This is a genomic window from Pseudofrankia coriaricola (assembly GCF_001854805.1).
GTDB lineage: Bacteria > Actinomycetota > Actinomycetes > Frankiales > Frankiaceae > Pseudofrankia.
In genome coordinates this window covers 28,906-43,112 of sequence record NZ_MBLO01000261.1, presented here as the reverse complement: position 1 = coordinate 43,112, position 14,207 = coordinate 28,906, and the positions used below count along the sequence as shown (strand labels likewise).

14 protein-coding genes are annotated in these 14,207 nt (G+C 73.0%); 5 read left to right on the top strand and 9 right to left on the bottom strand.

Features of this window, described 5'->3' with window-relative positions; all coding sequences use genetic code 11:
• Positions 1-8 precede the first annotated feature (8 nt).
• Complete coding sequence (locus tag BCD48_RS39480) at positions 9-1,481, top strand: protein kinase domain-containing protein (protein WP_071053508.1); 1,473 nt, start codon at positions 9-11, stop codon at positions 1,479-1,481.
• Between the two features lie 138 nt (positions 1,482-1,619).
• On the opposite strand, the gene BCD48_RS39475 is transcribed toward BCD48_RS39480, so the two are convergent.
• The 8 genes from BCD48_RS39475 to BCD48_RS51750 all read right to left on the bottom strand — a co-directional run bounded on the left by BCD48_RS39475 (position 1,620) and on the right by BCD48_RS51750 (position 9,109).
• The gene (locus tag BCD48_RS39475) at positions 1,620-2,381 is read right to left on the bottom strand and encodes a pentapeptide repeat-containing protein (protein WP_071053507.1); all 762 of its coding nucleotides are present in this window, start codon (positions 2,379-2,381) and stop codon (positions 1,620-1,622) included.
• Positions 2,378-3,076: an RNA polymerase sigma factor gene (locus BCD48_RS39470; RefSeq protein ID WP_071053506.1), complete on the bottom strand. Its 699-nt coding sequence runs from the start codon at positions 3,074-3,076 to the stop codon at positions 2,378-2,380. The genes BCD48_RS39475 and BCD48_RS39470 overlap by 4 nt, the downstream gene beginning before the upstream one ends.
• Before the next feature lie 251 nt (positions 3,077-3,327).
• Positions 3,328-4,659, bottom strand: coding sequence for a Kelch repeat-containing protein (locus tag BCD48_RS39465; protein WP_116271816.1), 1,332 nt, complete (start codon positions 4,657-4,659; stop codon positions 3,328-3,330).
• On the bottom strand, positions 4,656-5,381 hold the full coding sequence (locus BCD48_RS39460; RefSeq protein WP_241842342.1) for a SigE family RNA polymerase sigma factor: 726 nt from the start codon (positions 5,379-5,381) through the stop codon (positions 4,656-4,658). Before BCD48_RS39460 ends, BCD48_RS39465 begins: the two co-directional genes overlap by 4 nt.
• A gap of 223 nt (positions 5,382-5,604) precedes the next feature.
• Positions 5,605-7,320, bottom strand: a complete 1,716-nt coding sequence (locus BCD48_RS39455; RefSeq protein ID WP_083419917.1) for an HNH endonuclease signature motif containing protein — start codon at positions 7,318-7,320, stop codon at positions 5,605-5,607.
• Between the two features lie 735 nt (positions 7,321-8,055).
• Positions 8,056-8,376 carry a hypothetical protein gene (locus tag BCD48_RS39450; protein WP_083419909.1) on the bottom strand — a complete coding sequence of 107 codons (321 nt, stop codon included), beginning with the start codon at positions 8,374-8,376 and terminating at the stop codon, positions 8,056-8,058.
• A 310-nt stretch (positions 8,377-8,686) separates the two neighbouring features.
• Positions 8,687-8,947, bottom strand: a complete 261-nt coding sequence (locus tag BCD48_RS39445) for a hypothetical protein (protein ID WP_071053502.1) — start codon at positions 8,945-8,947, stop codon at positions 8,687-8,689.
• A gap of 3 nt (positions 8,948-8,950) precedes the next feature.
• A complete protein-coding gene (locus BCD48_RS51750; RefSeq protein ID WP_157910619.1) occupies positions 8,951-9,109 on the bottom strand; it encodes a Rieske (2Fe-2S) protein in 159 nt (52 codons plus the stop codon).
• 223 nt (positions 9,110-9,332) lie between these two features.
• On the opposite strand from BCD48_RS51750, the gene BCD48_RS39435 reads away from it, so the two are divergent.
• Together BCD48_RS39435 and BCD48_RS39430 are read left to right on the top strand one after the other, a co-directional pair.
• Positions 9,333-9,914, top strand: coding sequence for an NUDIX domain-containing protein (locus tag BCD48_RS39435; RefSeq protein ID WP_083419916.1), 582 nt, complete (start codon positions 9,333-9,335; stop codon positions 9,912-9,914).
• 150 nt (positions 9,915-10,064) lie between these two features.
• Positions 10,065-10,274: a hypothetical protein gene (locus BCD48_RS39430; RefSeq protein ID WP_071053500.1), complete on the top strand. Its 210-nt coding sequence runs from the start codon at positions 10,065-10,067 to the stop codon at positions 10,272-10,274.
• 119 nt (positions 10,275-10,393) lie between these two features.
• Here the strand turns inward: BCD48_RS39430 and BCD48_RS39425 are convergent, their stop codons facing one another.
• Positions 10,394-11,311: an IclR family transcriptional regulator gene (locus BCD48_RS39425; RefSeq protein WP_071053499.1), complete on the bottom strand. Its 918-nt coding sequence runs from the start codon at positions 11,309-11,311 to the stop codon at positions 10,394-10,396.
• Positions 11,312-11,469: 158 nt separating this feature from the next.
• Here BCD48_RS39425 and BCD48_RS39420 point away from each other — a divergent pair, with 158 nt between their 5' ends.
• Positions 11,470-12,837 (top strand): amidohydrolase family protein, encoded by a 1,368-nt coding sequence (locus BCD48_RS39420; protein ID WP_083419908.1) that lies wholly within the window; start codon positions 11,470-11,472, stop codon positions 12,835-12,837.
• Positions 12,834-14,147, top strand: coding sequence for an amidohydrolase family protein (locus tag BCD48_RS39415; protein WP_083419907.1), 1,314 nt, complete (start codon positions 12,834-12,836; stop codon positions 14,145-14,147). The genes BCD48_RS39420 and BCD48_RS39415 overlap by 4 nt, the downstream gene beginning before the upstream one ends.
• Positions 14,148-14,207: the final 60 nt, after the last annotated feature.

The window sequence follows — 14,207 nt, the reverse complement described above, 5'->3', positions numbered from 1 at the left end:
AGACGACGATGCCGGCCACCGTCACATTGAAGGTGACCCACGGACGGCTGCAAGGCGAGGAATTCACCTTCACCGAACGAAACACCTGTATCCTCGGCCGCGCGGACGGCTGCACCCCCCGGCTTCCCGACGACGCCGACCATCGCACCGTCTCCCGGCACCACTGCCTGCTCGACATCAACCCGCCCGACATCCGCGTGCGCGACTTCGGCAGTCTCAACGGCACGTACGTCAACGACGTCAAGATCGGCCAGCGCGAGGCCCACCAGACCCCGGAAGAGGCCGCGGCCCAGACCTTCCCGGAACACGACCTGACCGACGGCGACGAGCTGAAGATCGGGTCGACGACCTTCCGGGTGTCCGTGCATACTCCGCTCCACTGCGTCGGCTGCGGCCGGGAGATCCCGGACGGCGCCCAGGCGGAGGCCGGGGCGGAGGCCGGGACCATCCAATGCGCGGCCTGCCGCGCCCGGGCCGCCCGGCGAAACTGCCCCGCGTCGCCCGCGCCCGTGTCCCCACGCTGCGCCGCCTGCGGCGAGCCGCTCGCCGGCGCCCGCCGCGCCGGACCGGGCAGCGACCTGTGCGCCGTCTGCCTGGCTGACCCCGGCAAGGTCCTACGTCACCTGCTGCGGCGCGCCCGCTCCGGCGACCGGGAACTCGCCGCGATCGGCGGCTACACCCTGCTGCGCGAGCTCGGCCGCGGTGGGATGGGCGCCGTCTACCTCGCCCGCGACGACACCACCGGTCATGAGGTCGCTCTGAAGGTGATGCTGCCCCGGGTCGCCGCCCAGCCCGACGTGCGGGCCCGCTTCCTGCGCGAGATCGCCATCAGCAAGGAGCTGCGACACCGCCACATCGTCAGCCTGCACGACATCGGCACGGCCCACGGCGGCTTCTACTTCACCCTGGAGTACTGCGCCGGCGGCAGCCTCGACAAGCTCGTCGCCCGCCGCGGCGGCAGGCTGCCCCTCGACGAGGCACTCCCGCTCGCCTTGCAGGCCCTGGAAGGGCTTGAGCACGCGCACGACCAGGGCGTCGTCCACCGCGACCTCAGCCCGCAGAACATCCTGCTCACCGACGGGACCTCCCCTGTCGCGAAGGTCGGCGACTTCGGCCTCGCCAAGGCCTTCGACCAGGCCGGGCTGTCCGGGCTCACCCGTACCGGCACCGCCGCCGGAAAGCCCTGGTTCATGCCCCGCCAGCAGGTCATCAACTTCAAGCACGCCCAGCCCGACGTCGACGTCTGGGCGCTGGCCGCCTGCCTCTACTGGACTCTCACCGGCGCCCATCCCCGCGATTTCACCGGGCGCAGAGACCCCTGGCAGGTCGTCCTCCAGAACAACCCGGTGCCCATCCGCAAGCACGACCCCACCATTCCCGCGGGACTGGCCCAGGTCATCGACCAGGCCCTCCGTGACCAGCCGGCCATCGGCTTCTCCACGGCCGCCGAGCTCCGCCACGCGCTCGACAAATACGGCTGACCCACGAGTCGCTCCCGCCTCCGCCGGGCGGACCACCCGCGTCGCCGGTTGTCCTCGGTGCCCTCGGAGCCGATCCGTTTCCCGATCTCCCGGGAAGCCCGCGGTCTTGGCACCGGCCGCCACCGGGACCTGGATCGCTCAGGCCTGGCCGCCGACCACGAACAGGCCCTCACCGACCTCCGCGGACGTGTCGCGCATCCGCTCCACCCATGCCCGTGGCCAGGCTGTGTCCGACGACCAGTGCGCCTCGTGCAGCAGGGTCCCGCTCAGCGTCGCCCCACGCAGGTCGACACCCCGAAGGTTCACCCCGCGAAGATCGGCCCCGCTCAGGTCGGCCAGACCGAGCGTCACTCCGCGCAGGTCCGCCCCACCGAGAACCACGTCCCGAAGATCGGCACCGCTGAGGTCGGCACCGCCGACGTTCACGTCACGCAGGTCGGCCCCCCGCAGGTCGGCAAGGCCGAAGGCCGCCCGGCGCAGGTCGGCGCCGCGCAGCGTCGCCTCCCGAAGGTCGGCCCCGCCGAGGTTCGCATCCCGAAGGTCGGTCCTGCCGAGGTCGGCGCGCCGCAGCGTCGCCCCGCGCAGGTCCGCGCCGCGCAGCGTCGCCCCGCGAAGATCGGCGCCGCGCAGCGTCGCCTCCCGAAGGTCGGCCCCGCCGAGGTCCACCTCACGGAGGTCGGCCGACTCAGGGCCCGCCACCGGATCAGATCCGCCGAGGTTACCGAGGTCGAGGAGGTCGGCCAGGCTGCGGCTCGTCAGTTCGGACGTCGAGGAGCCGACGTCGTGGAGCGTCTCGGCGAGAGAGCGGGGGGCGCGGTCCAGGATGCTCCGGCTGACGGGATCGCCGAGCGAGGAGCTCGCCAGAAGCTGGTGGATGTCGACCGGGCCGGAGGCGCTCATGACCGCGTTCCTCCCTTTAGTCCCTGGCGGAAGCGGTAGAGCATGCCTTCGACCGCGCGCGGGGTGACGTCCTCGCCGAGGAACCGGGCGATCTCCTCGTAGGTGTGGCCGGTGGCGGACAGCAGGACCGCGGTCCGCAGCCGGCCGGGCGGAGGCAGGGCCGCCGCGAGATCCTCGCGCATCGTGAACAGGTCAGCGGGATCACGAAGCGCGGGATCACGAAGATCGAGGGCATGCACACCCTCACCCACCAGCGCTCCGGAGAGGCGCTGGCGTTCCCACCGCGGATAGACGGTGCCGCCGAATGCCAGCACGCAGCCACCGATGAAGTAGGTCGACAGCTTCGCGCCTCCCTTCGGCGACCAGCCGCGGCCTTCCCGGCCGGCGTCCTGGAACCGGGCCAGGGCCGTGATGAGGGTTTCCTGCACCAGGTCGTCGATGTCGTCACGGGTCAGGGTGATCTCGCCGGCGGCGAGGCGGCGGACCCCACCCAGGCCCCGGCGAGCGCACTCCTGCGTGATCTGCCCGCTGACCAGCCACGCGTGCAGGACCTGGTGGCCGTAGCGGGCCAGGGCATCGGCGACCACCTCGTAGTCGGGCCCGGCGAAGCCGACCTCGATCAGCCGGGCATACAGCGCCGCATCCCCGGCAAGCCGCGACGCCCGGTCGTCGTCGACCGCGGAGTCGTCAGCCATCCGCCCTCACAGGCCCGTCCTCGTACCCGTCCTACGGACGGGGCTCCATCCAACCCACGTCCCCGGGCACGGACACCGGTCGCCTCTCATCCGTGCGCGACTCCAGTCCATGCGCGACCAGCCTGCCACAGCCGGACATGCCGGACACCAGCTCGCGGCGAACCATGCCGGTCAGGTATGGGGCGGATTGCCGCCGTCCCCGTCCCGTCCCCGGATACCTCGTCCCGAGTACGGCAAAGCCTCGGCTCGGCTCATGGGGCAAGGATCTGCGCGCCCGGGCGGCTTGGGCGCTGGGTGGCGGGGAGCTTGTCCGAGGTGAGGAAGGCGTCGCCGGAGGAGGGGACGCCCGCGAGGGCCTTGTCGGCGCCCCACGCGGCGAGGGGCACCCAGTGCCGGCGGGTGGGGTCGAGGACCTGGGGGAACGCGCCCCCGCAGTTCGGGATCACGGCCGCGACGGTCGTCGCGGCGGCCAGGTCGCGCAGCGGCACGACCGTGGTGCCGCACAGCGTGTCGGGCGGAAGGCTGGGGCCGCGCAGCGGCGTCCAGGTTTCGGCGGCGACGTCGAAGCGCGCGGCGGCAGGCGGCCGGTTGTGCCACGCCGAGCTGAGAGTCGCGGCGACGGCGACGGGGCCGTCGGTGGTGGTCACCAGACCCGTGCCGCCGGCCGGCGTCGTAAGCGGCGGGCCTGGGGCCACCGTCCACTGGCGGGTGGCCGGGTCGTAGACGAGCGTCCGGCCCTCGGCCGGGTCCGAACCCCGGCCTTCCGCCTGGGCCCAGATGACCACCTTGCCGCTGGCAGCGACGGCCTTGACGGGGACCAGGCTAGCGGGGACGGACACTGGCGGAAGGACGGTCCAGGCCCGCGTCGACGGGTCGTAGGCGGCGCCGTCCGTGAACACCTGGGTCCGCTGGCCATCGGGCCTGGGAGCGAGCTCACGCGATCCGCCCCAGACCACCAGCTCCTTGCCGGTCCAGACGGCGACGGCGCCGGTACGGGACTCGATGGGTGCTGGCGGCAGTTTCGACCAGGTCCTGGTCGTGACGTCGAAGGCCAGATCGCTGCCGGTCTGGTAGGCGCCGCCGTTGCCGCTCCCCACGATCGAGCCGCCCCACAGATAGACCGTCGTGTCGGAGACGGCGACGGTCGCCTGCGTCATCCAGGTGTCCGGGGCGGGGTCGCGAGCGCCGAACGGCGCGCCGACCGGATCGGACACCACCGCGGTCCAGTGCGTCGGCTCGCGGCCGAGGACGACGAGGGAGTGGCCCACGACGAGGGTCCGCTCGGTGTCGCCGAACATCAACGGTCGCGGCGACGGCAGGTCGCGCCACCGCCAGGCGTCGACACCGGTCGCGGGCGGCTCCGGGCGCGGCCCGCTGTCATGCCTGACCGGCCCGGCGACCAGCGCCACGACAGCGACGAGTACCACGACCACGCCGGCCGCGGCGGACGCGATGGCGCCGGCGCGGCGACGCCGGCGGGCCCGCCGGACACGAGCCTGGACGAGGTCGGTCAGCCGCGCGTTGACCGGCACCCGGTCGGCCGTGCGGCGCAGCAGGTCGGCAAGCTGCTCGTCGGTCATCATCGGCCGGCCTCCAGCATCGTGCGCAGGGTCGCCAGGCCCCGGCTGGTCTGGCTTTTCACGGTGCCCACCGAGCAGCGCAGCACGGCGGCGGTCTCGGCCTCGGTCAGCGCCAGGTAGTGCCGCAGCAGCACGGCGGCCCGCTGGCGCGGCGGCAGCTGGCGCAGGGCGGCGACCAGCACGTCACGTTCGTCGACGAGCAAGATCGCGTCGACAGGGTCTGCCCGCTCGGTCAGGTCCGGCCGGTCGCCGCCGCCGCCGGCGGCGGCGGGGCCGGGGCCGGGTAACCGCTCGCGCCGCCAGCGCGCGCCGCGCCACCACGACACGGACGTCGTCACCATCACCCGGCGCACATAGGCCTCGCGCCCGCCCGCCGTCACATGCGTGCCCCGCAGCCAGGTCTTGACGAGCGCCGTCTGCACCAGGTCCTCGGCCTGCCCCACGTCCCCGACGAGCAGGTAGGCGAAGCGCGTCAGCCGCGTCCCGCACCGCCGCACGAACCCCGCGAAGTCCTCATCGGCCGGGTCGCCGTCGACCGGGTGGCCGTCGACCGGGTCGCCGTCGACCGGGTCGCCGTCGGCCGGATTCCTGGCCGTCCGGTTCTCGGCCGGTTGGTTCCCGCGCGGCGGGGCTTTGGCCAGCGGGGTTCCGGCCGGCCGGGCACGGACGCCCTCCTTCACGCCGCGCCCCCGTGCCCGCGGCTCCCCGCCGACGTCACCACGCACCGACCGCCCTGCCTCCGCGTCCTGGGGGACGCAGTCCGCGTCTCCCTGCCACTGATACGCCTTCCAGGCGAGAAAGGTTGCGCGCGAAGACCCGCCGGATCGCCCGGTCTCGTCGCGGACTCAGGTCCCTACCGGAGGGCAGCATCCATGTCCCGGGCCGGGATGCCGCCTGCCGCCGCCAGCGCCGTGGCCGGCGTGAGTGGCCAGGCGCTGGCCGGCCGCGCTACCCGCTGGCGACGGGGGTGGCCGGATGCCGGCGGCGTTGGGAGTGACGGACCGGCCGCCGCGCGCCGTTCCCGCCGGGCGGGTGATGCCGGCAGGCACCGCCGTGTTCGGGCGCCGTCGGCGGGCGGGAATGGTGGTCCGTCGTTGTCTGGTCATGCGGGGCGCCAGGACCGCCGCGCGTCGCCCGAGCGGCCGCGTTCCACTGGTGCTGGGTGAGCGCGCAGATCGAGTCGGCGAGGTTGAGCCGGCCACCGTCGCGGGTAAGGATCGCGTCGTCGTCGAGGTGGCGGGCCATGGCCGCGAGGATCCCGGTGGGCAGGGGGCCGGGGTCGACGACGGGAGCGGGCCGCAAGACACGTCCGTCCGCCAGGGTGGCGACGACCGTGCCGTCGACACCCCGGTCGAGGATGGTCCCCTCCTCGTGGACGGCATGGTGGTGACCGGTGCACAGGATCGTCAGGTTGTCGATGTCCGTCGCGCCGCCGCCGTCGGACCATTCCGCCAGGTGGTGGACCTGGAGCCAGCGGGTGCGCTCGCAGCCCGGATACTGGCAGGTGCCGAGGTCGCGGGCGTAGACGGCGTCGCGCAGCCGGCGACCGGGTAGCCGGCGACGCCGCCCTAGGTGCAGTGGGTTGCCGGCGGTGTCGGACAGCAACGCGCGCAGGAGACCGTCGCAGCCGAGCCGGCGGAGCACCGACGTGGGCAGGCCGATCCCAGGCTCGGCATCGGCTCGCAACAGTCGACGGGCACCGGATGGGCCAACAGGCGGGCCGGGCTCACCAGCACCATCACGGAGACCAGCCGCCCCACCGGGCTGATCGCTGCCTGAGATCTCGTCGCCGCGAGGGACACAGCCGCTGCCTTCAGCGCCGGCGCGCAGGAGAGTGTCGACGTCCACATGGACGGTGACCGTGTGCGACGGTAGCAGCAGGCCGGGCGCGGGTCGGTCCAGGAACCCGGTCGCGAGCGTCACCAGCGCATCCGCGTCCAGCCGACGGTCGCGCGGCGCCACGATCACCTCCCCATCCGCCGGCACCCGATCGGGGTCGTCCGGCGATGGCGGCGGGGTGGTGTCCTCCAGGCTCGCCCGAGCCGCGTCGATCGCGGCCACCAGCTGGGCACCCTCGTCCGCCCGAAGCACCGCCGACAGCCGCAGCATCCCGTCCCGGCCGGTCCGCCACGACACCCGCCGCCCCGCCCGCTGCCCCGCGTGGTCGCCCGTCAGCCGCTCGCAGGTGGCCGCCAGCCGTTCCAGCTGGGCCGCCGTGCAACACAGCGCGTGGTTCAGCCAGACCCCCTCACTGTCCGGCTCGGCGACCCGGGCCACCGCCCGCACCTTCGAGTAGGACACCCGCCCGGCCACGAACGCCGCCCGCACCGCCGGCAACGCCTCCAACGCACGCCCGACGGCCAGGTGCTCCCGGGCGGTACGCACCGCAAGCCCACAGCGCCACGCCAGCCAGTGCGCACACGACACGAACCCCTGCCCCGACCAGCCACCCCGCCGGTCGAACGCAGCCACCATCACCAACCAGCCGCACGTCGCCGCGGCGAGCCGCCCCGCCCACGCGACGATCTCCCCCTCCAGCACCTCCAGCGGCACGGCCTCCACGTCCACCGACAACACAGCCGAGGCGGAGACGGCCTCGGTCCCAGCCGACGCGGGCGCAGACCCAGACGCAGACACAGACGCGGACATCGCGATCGCGGACATCGCCACCACCACCCGGGGCCAAGGGGTCACCGACACGACCAGACTCCCACCCAGCACCGACAGTTTTTCGGAATCACCCCAGCTCAGAGGCATGATCATTCGACCCGTGATCGCCATCTCCCTTGCGTGGCATGGAGGCGTCCCCGACGGCGGTCGGCGACCCGGCCAGGTTCCGACCGCGGCGACCGGCCGATGCCGGACGGAGCCGACCGCGACGGTTCCGCGGAACCGCGACACGGAGCCCACGCAACCCGAACGCCGACCAGCAGTCCCGAAGACCGCCCGTCACCGGCCCGAGGAGACCAGTGAACCGGTCGAGCCCGGCCGCCTTTGCCGATCAGGCCTCCCTGCCTGTCAAAGCGTCGCGAGCTCCGCCCGAGCCCAGGCTCGGAACCTCCATGCCACGCCCGGAACGTCCAGCGCCATGCCGCTGTCGGCGAGGCCAGCGCGGGCGACACACGCCACGACGGCTCCGCGGAACCGCGCGCCACGGCTCGAGCGGACCCACAGGGCCTGAGCCCACTCCGCCACCGACCGTCAACCGCCAACCACCGACCTGTGGCCGGGGCCGGGGCTGGGCTGGGCTGGGGGGCCGCTACAGCGCCGGCTCGACGAGCACCGGCGTTGCGGGGATGCCGGCTCCGTCCGTGGTCGCCACCGTGCTCCCGGCCCCGATCAGCGCGGTCGCCAGCCACCCCGTCGTCATGATCCGGCGTTGGCGAACCGGCAGTGGTCTCAAAGGCTTCGGGCCGACGGCCGAGCGCCGCTGATCGTTCCGGCCGCGGCCGCGCCACGGGTGGGGTCCTGGCCAGCCAGGCGGACCAGGCCTTTGCGGCCGTCGGCGGTTCCGCAGACGGCGTAGACGACGAAGGTGCGGTTGCCGGCCGTCCGCCTGGCCCAGTCGAGGACGGCGGGGACGTCGGTCTCGGTGATCTCGAACTCGGTCGAGCTGGGCGAGGCGTTCGAATGGGCCGGGCGCGTCCAGAAATAGACGCGGTAAACCGGATTGCCCAGTTCCCACGTGGTGTCGCGTGGGTCGACGCGCCGCACTCGCATGGTTTGGAGGTTATCGGCGTACACCAGGCGACATGCCAAACGCCACCGGCTGGAAGGGGCACAGAAAACCAATCCGTCGGTGACGGTGAACCGGTTCGCGAATGGTGTGCGCCCCGGCGCGGGCCCAGCCGCACGGCGGCGGTGCGGCGGCTCGGCGGCGGCGCGGACTGTCGGCGCGGCCCGTTCGGACGCCGCTGGCACCGCTTCGGTCGTCGTCGTGCGCGGTCCGTCGCGGCGTGCTCGCGTAGGCGGTCCAGTCAGGTGGCGGCTCCCGCCGACGTCGCGCCGGCATGAGCCGTGCTCGTCGGCATCAACTCGCGGTCAGCGCGGCGTCGACGGCGGCGGCCAGCGCGCCGTCGGCCGGGAGCCAGGAACCACTGGTCACCTCGGTGAGCAGGCGGCGGTAGGCGATGGTGCCGCGGTCGGTGTCGATGTGGACGTTCGCCATCAGGTCCAGGTGGTAGTCCGGCGGCATCGTCTCGAGGACGTACCAGTCCTCGTCGCGGACGGCGGAGTCGAACGCGATGATGTCGGCGCCCGGGCGGTCGGCTTCGGTGTCGTTGCGGACCACGAACTACAGCAGCCGGCAGGTGCCGTCGTCGACCGGCGCGATCGCCTTGACCATGAGGTCGCTGCCGAGCAGTCGGCGGGCGAGCGGCGCGTCCCCGAGGTCGGAGGCGAAGGCAACCGGGTACCAATAGTGCCGCAGGGACGGCTCGGCGGTGACACGCATGTCTTCCGACCGTAGGTTCATCGCGTTTTGAAATGGTTACACGATCATTCCGCCGCGGGCGGCGCGCCGTGCCCCACGTAAGGCCAAGGTGTCCAGGAGGTGGCCCGCAACATCCTGAACGCCCAGCGTGGCGGTCTGACCGTCATCCGGCGGCGTGCGCAGTCGCGCAGAGGCCGATGCGTGTCTGTAGAAGTGAGGCAGGCGGATCGGTGGCGAGGTGGGCGTGGCGGACGACGAGCCAATCACAGTACGGGCAAGTCGAGTGGTGTACGAGAACCCGTGGATGCGGGTACGCGAGGACGCGATCGTGCGGACCGGTGGCGTCGAAGGGATCTACGGCGTCGTCGAGAAGCCGGACTTCGCGCTGGTGATCCCGATGGACGCGGGCGGGGTCTGGCTCGTGGAGCAGCACCGCTACCCGGTCGGCGGGCGGTACTGGGAGTTCCCGCAGGGCTCCTGGGAGGACCGGCCCGGCGTCGACCCGGCGGAGCTCGCCGCGGCCGAGCTACGGGAGGAGACCGGTCTGCGCGCCGGCCGGCTCGACCACGTCGGCCGGCTGTTCACCGCCTACGGCTACTCCACCCAGGGCTGCCACGTCTGGCTCGCCACGGACCTGACCGAAGGCCCACGCGCGCCGAGCGTCGAGGAGCAGGACCTGGTGGCCCGCCGCTTCAGCCACGCCGACTGGCTGGCCATGCTCGCCGACGGCGTCATCCAGGACGCCTCGACCCTCGCCGCCTGGGCACTGCTGTGTGCCCGCCCACCGGACGGCCTCCCCTTCTCGCCTGCCTGTCAGCGGGAGTAACACGGGCCACATCGGTGCGGTTCGAAACACGGTCCTCGGTCGTGCGTGACCTGCACACGCAATTCCCGGCGGACCCACTACGCCTCGCGGACGGCGACCGGGGAGCCGCGCGGCGGGCGGCACGGCGGCGGCGCGCAATAGGATCGCGCCATGGTTGAGCCGCCGGTGATCGCCTTTGGCCCCGCGGAGACCGGTGGCACGTGGTGGGCGGTACTGCCATCAGCCAAGGTTCTTCGCTGTGACCGGTTGACCGATCTGCTTAGCACCGTCGAACGGGCGATGGCCGCGGACCACCCTGGCCGGCCGTTCGCGCTCCGCCTCGACCCGACCGGCGAGTGGGATCCCGGAGACGCGACGTGACCGCGACCCGCCGAGCCAGGCATACCCCGCGGATCTGCCTGCTCCCCGACGGCGCGGGGCTACCCCGGCCGTCCAACCGCGTCCCCTGAACCGCTTTCCGTCCTGCCCGCCATGCCTGGTCAGCCCCCGGACCGAATGGCGGGCGGGCGGCCGGCGATATCGGCCGTGACCGCGTCCGTCGCGGCGATGAGCGCCGTGCCGAGCCGGCTGGCCTCGGCTCCGGTGATGGCCGCGGCGAAGCCGCGCAGGGAGACGACGAGGGCGACGGCGCCGTGGGCGTCGAAGACGGGGGCCGACAGGGAGTCCACCCGGTAGTCCCGGGCGTCCTCCAGGTCGCCGGCGACGAAGTCCGCCGGGCTCGCGAGGCCGGCGGCGAGGTCGCGTAGCAGGCCGGGGAGCTGGCCGCGCAGGTTGGCCGCGGCCGCGGCGCCGACCTGGCGGCGTACCCGTTCGTCCAGAGACGTGGACAGCTCGACGGAGTAGCCCCGGACGCGGATGACGTGGAGGAGCTCGCGGTACTCGCCGCGGTCGGCCGGGTCAGTGACGCCGCCACGGTCGAGCCAGCCCTCGACGACCGCGTCCGGCTGCCAGGCCATCGACGTGATCCCGAGTGGCGGGTGGAACGGGATCGTGTCGCCGACGCGCAGCGTGGCGAGCGGGCGCCCGCGCGGGTCGACGACCAGGTGCGCGACCGTGGCGTACTCGGCCGCCGGGACAAGCGCGACGACCGACAGGCCGAGCCGGCGGTGCAGGTCGGCCATCCGGCCGCGCCCGGCGGCGAGCGCGTCGGTGCCGGCGGTGGCGGCCTGCCCGGCGGCGATCAGCCCGGGGCCCAGTGCGTAGGTGCGCCGTGTCGGGTGGCGACGCAGCCAGCCGGCGCGCTCCAGCGTGGCGAGCGTTGGGTAGCAGGTGGCGGCGGTGGTGCCGAGCCGCCGGGAGATCTCCGACTGGCTGAGGCCGCCCGGCGCGCCAGCGAGCATCTCGACGACGGCGATGACCCGGTCGGTCTGCGGGGACGGCCGCGGGCGCGACGACATGCGGCGACTGTACCGGCCCCTTTTCGCATAGTGCAAAGATTGACATGTCTGATGCAAAGAGGTTCCCTGATCGGGCGGCGGGCAGCCGCCGTCGAGCCGCCCGAGCGGCCGACCCAGCGGCCGGTCCCAGTGGCCGGCCGAGCCGAAGGGGACGCCCCATGGCCACCGCGTCCGAACACGGAGCACCCGAGAACAAAGCACCCGAGAACAGCGAGCCCGCGAGCAGCACGGGCACGTCCGGCGCCGACACCGCCTCCGCCACCCCGTATGTCGTCATCACGTCCGACAGCCACGCGGGCTTACCGACCGAGCTGTACCGGGATTACTTGGAGAAGGAATTCCACCCGGCGTTCGACGAGTTCCTCGCCGGCAGGCCGGCGGCGGTCGAGGAAATCCGCCGCATGGGGACCTCCGACGCGAAGTTCGCGCAGAAATGGTTCACCGAGAACGCCGAGGGCCTGGAGGGCGGCTGGGAGGCGGCGCGGCGGAACAAGGAGATGGACGCGGACGGCATCACAGCCGAGATCATCTTCCCGGACGCGGACGCCGTGGAAAGCCGCACCTGTGCCCCGTTCGGCACCGGCCTCGGCCTCTCCGGGGACCTCGACCCGGTGCTCGGCCTCGCCGGCGCCCGCGCCCACAACCGCTGGCTCGCCCAGCTGTGCGCCGACTCGCCGCTGCGGCGCCGCGGCATTGCGCTGGTGCAGATCACCGCCCCTCTCGACGACGTGCTCGCCGAGATCCGCCGATCCTACGAGTCCGGCCTGCGCGCCGTGATGATCCCGGCGATGTGGATGCACCAGGCGCCCTACCACGACCGGCGCTACGACCCGGTGTGGGCGCTGTGCCAGGACCTGGACATGCCGGTACTCACTCACTCCGGCCCGGCGGACAAGGAGTCCTACGGCGACCACCTCGGTATCTACGTCACCGAGGTGACGTGGTGGCCGGCGCGGCCGCTGTGGTTCCTGCTCTGGTCGGGCGTGTTCGAGCGGTTCCCGCGGCTGCGGTTCGGCGTCGCCGAGGCCGGCTGCTGGTGGGTGGCGAACCTGCTGTGGTTCTGGGACCGGCTCTACCTCGGTCAGAAGGGCGCGGAGAAGCTTGGCTCGCTCGGCGACCTCACGATGTCGCCGAGCGAGTACTTCGACCGCAACTGCTTCATCTGCTCGTCGAACACCAAGCGGCGCGAGATCGGCATGCGCTACGAGATCGGCCTGGAGAACATGCTCTGGGGGAATGACTTCCCGCACCCCGAGGGCACCTGGCCGCGCTCGCGCGAATGGATGAAGAAGACCTTCCACGACGTCCCCGTCGCCGAGGCCCGCCGGATGCTCGGCGAGGCCGCGGCCGAGGTGTTCGGCTTCGACCTGGCGGGGCTGCGCCCGATCGCCGACCGGCTGAACGTCACCCCGGAAAGCCTCGGCCAGACCGACGACGCGGCCAACGTCGCGAAATGGGCCCGGGCCCGCGTCGCCGGCCGGCACTGGCTGACCGGCCAGGACCTCCCCTGGGGCGTGGCCGAATGACCACGGACGCGACAGCCCCAGCGCCCACGCCGGCCCCAAACCCAAACCCAGGGCCCGCACCGGCACCGGCACCGGACGACCGCTACATCGTCATCTCGGCCGACTGCCACGGCGGCGGGAACCTGCGCGGCTACCGCCCTTACCTGGAAAACCGCTGGCTGGACGACTTCGACGCCTGGGCCGCTGGCTACACCGTTCCTTACGACGACCTCAAGGGCGACCTGGGCGGCCGGAACTGGGACTCCGACCGGCGGCTGGCCGACCTGGAGGCCGACGGGATCGTCGCCGAGGTGATCTACCCGAACACCGTCCCGCCGTTCTACCCGAACAACTCCCTCGTCGAGCAGCCGCCAGCGCCGAACGCCGGCGACCTGGAGCGGCGCTGGGCCGGGCTGCGGGCACACAACCGCTGGATGGCCGACTTCTGCGCCGCGGCCCCGGGCCGGCGCGCCGGCATCTGCCAGATCATGCTGCACGACCTGGACGCCGCCGTCGCCGAAGTGCGCTGGGCGAAGGAGAACGGCCTGTTCGGCGGCGTGCTGCTACCCGGTGCGCCGCCCGGTTCCGGCGTGCCCTCGCTGTACGACCCGGAGTACTACGAACCGCTCTGGTCGGTCTGCGAAGAGCTGGACATGCCGGTCAACCACCACAGTGGCAGCGCCGCGCCGGCCGCCGGTGAACGCGCCGAGGACAAGGTGATCCTGCTGCTGGAGGTCACCTGGTGGGCGCACCGGGCGTTCACCCACCTGCTGGTCGGCGGCGTCTTCGAGCGCCATCCCGGCCTGCGGCTGGTGCTCGCCGAACAGGGCACCGCCTGGGTGCCCGAGGAGCTGGCCCGCCTCGACTACTTCTTCGACCGGATGGGCACCGGCACCGCCGACTCGCAGGAGGCGGTCTGGGGCAAGGAGCTGGTCGGCGGGCTGTCCTTGCGGCCGAGCGAGTTCTTCGCCCGGCAGGTCCGCATCGGCGCGAGCTTCCTGCGCGGAAGCGAGGTGCCGGCCGCGAGCCGCATCGGCTTCGACAAGATCATGTGGGGCAGCGACTACCCGCACAGGGAGGGCAGCCACCCCTACTCGCGCGAGGCGCTGCGGGCCGCGTTCGCCGGGGTCGCCCCGGTGGACGTCGAGCGGATGCTCGCCGGCAACGCCGCCACCACCTACGGCTTCGACCTCGACGCGCTGCGCCCGCTCGCCGACTGGTTCGGCCCGAGGGTCGCCGAGGTCGCCGAGCCGCTGAAGCCGGCGTCGCTGCCCATCGAGGCCGAGATGTGCCCCGCCCTCATCGGCTACGGCAAGGAGGAATCATCGTGAGCGCAGGAGCAAGCGAGCGGAGTGGTCGTCCGAGGGACGAGGACGGCCACGGAGCGAGTG

What these genes read in the sequence shown, in the direction of transcription:
- BCD48_RS39480 (WP_071053508.1), top strand. Translation starts at nt 9, where the DNA reads ATGCCGGCCACCGTCACATTGAAGGTGACCCACGGACGGCTGCAAGGC.
- BCD48_RS39475 (WP_071053507.1), bottom strand. Translation starts at nt 2,381, where the DNA reads ATGAGCGCCTCCGGCCCGGTCGACATCCACCAGCTTCTGGCGAGCTCC.
- BCD48_RS39470 (WP_071053506.1), bottom strand. Translation starts at nt 3,076, where the DNA reads ATGGCTGACGACTCCGCGGTCGACGACGACCGGGCGTCGCGGCTTGCC.
- BCD48_RS39465 (WP_116271816.1), bottom strand. Translation starts at nt 4,659, where the DNA reads ATGATGACCGACGAGCAGCTTGCCGACCTGCTGCGCCGCACGGCCGAC.
- BCD48_RS39455 (WP_083419917.1), bottom strand. Translation starts at nt 7,320, where the DNA reads ATGTCCGCGATCGCGATGTCCGCGTCTGTGTCTGCGTCTGGGTCTGCG.
- BCD48_RS39450 (WP_083419909.1), bottom strand. Translation starts at nt 8,376, where the DNA reads ATGCGAGTGCGGCGCGTCGACCCACGCGACACCACGTGGGAACTGGGC.
- BCD48_RS51750 (WP_157910619.1), bottom strand. Translation starts at nt 9,109, where the DNA reads ATGCGTGTCACCGCCGAGCCGTCCCTGCGGCACTATTGGTACCCGGTT.
- BCD48_RS39430 (WP_071053500.1), top strand. Translation starts at nt 10,065, where the DNA reads ATGGTTGAGCCGCCGGTGATCGCCTTTGGCCCCGCGGAGACCGGTGGC.
- BCD48_RS39425 (WP_071053499.1), bottom strand. Translation starts at nt 11,311, where the DNA reads ATGTCGTCGCGCCCGCGGCCGTCCCCGCAGACCGACCGGGTCATCGCC.
- BCD48_RS39420 (WP_083419908.1), top strand. Translation starts at nt 11,470, where the DNA reads ATGGCCACCGCGTCCGAACACGGAGCACCCGAGAACAAAGCACCCGAG.
- BCD48_RS39415 (WP_083419907.1), top strand. Translation starts at nt 12,834, where the DNA reads ATGACCACGGACGCGACAGCCCCAGCGCCCACGCCGGCCCCAAACCCA.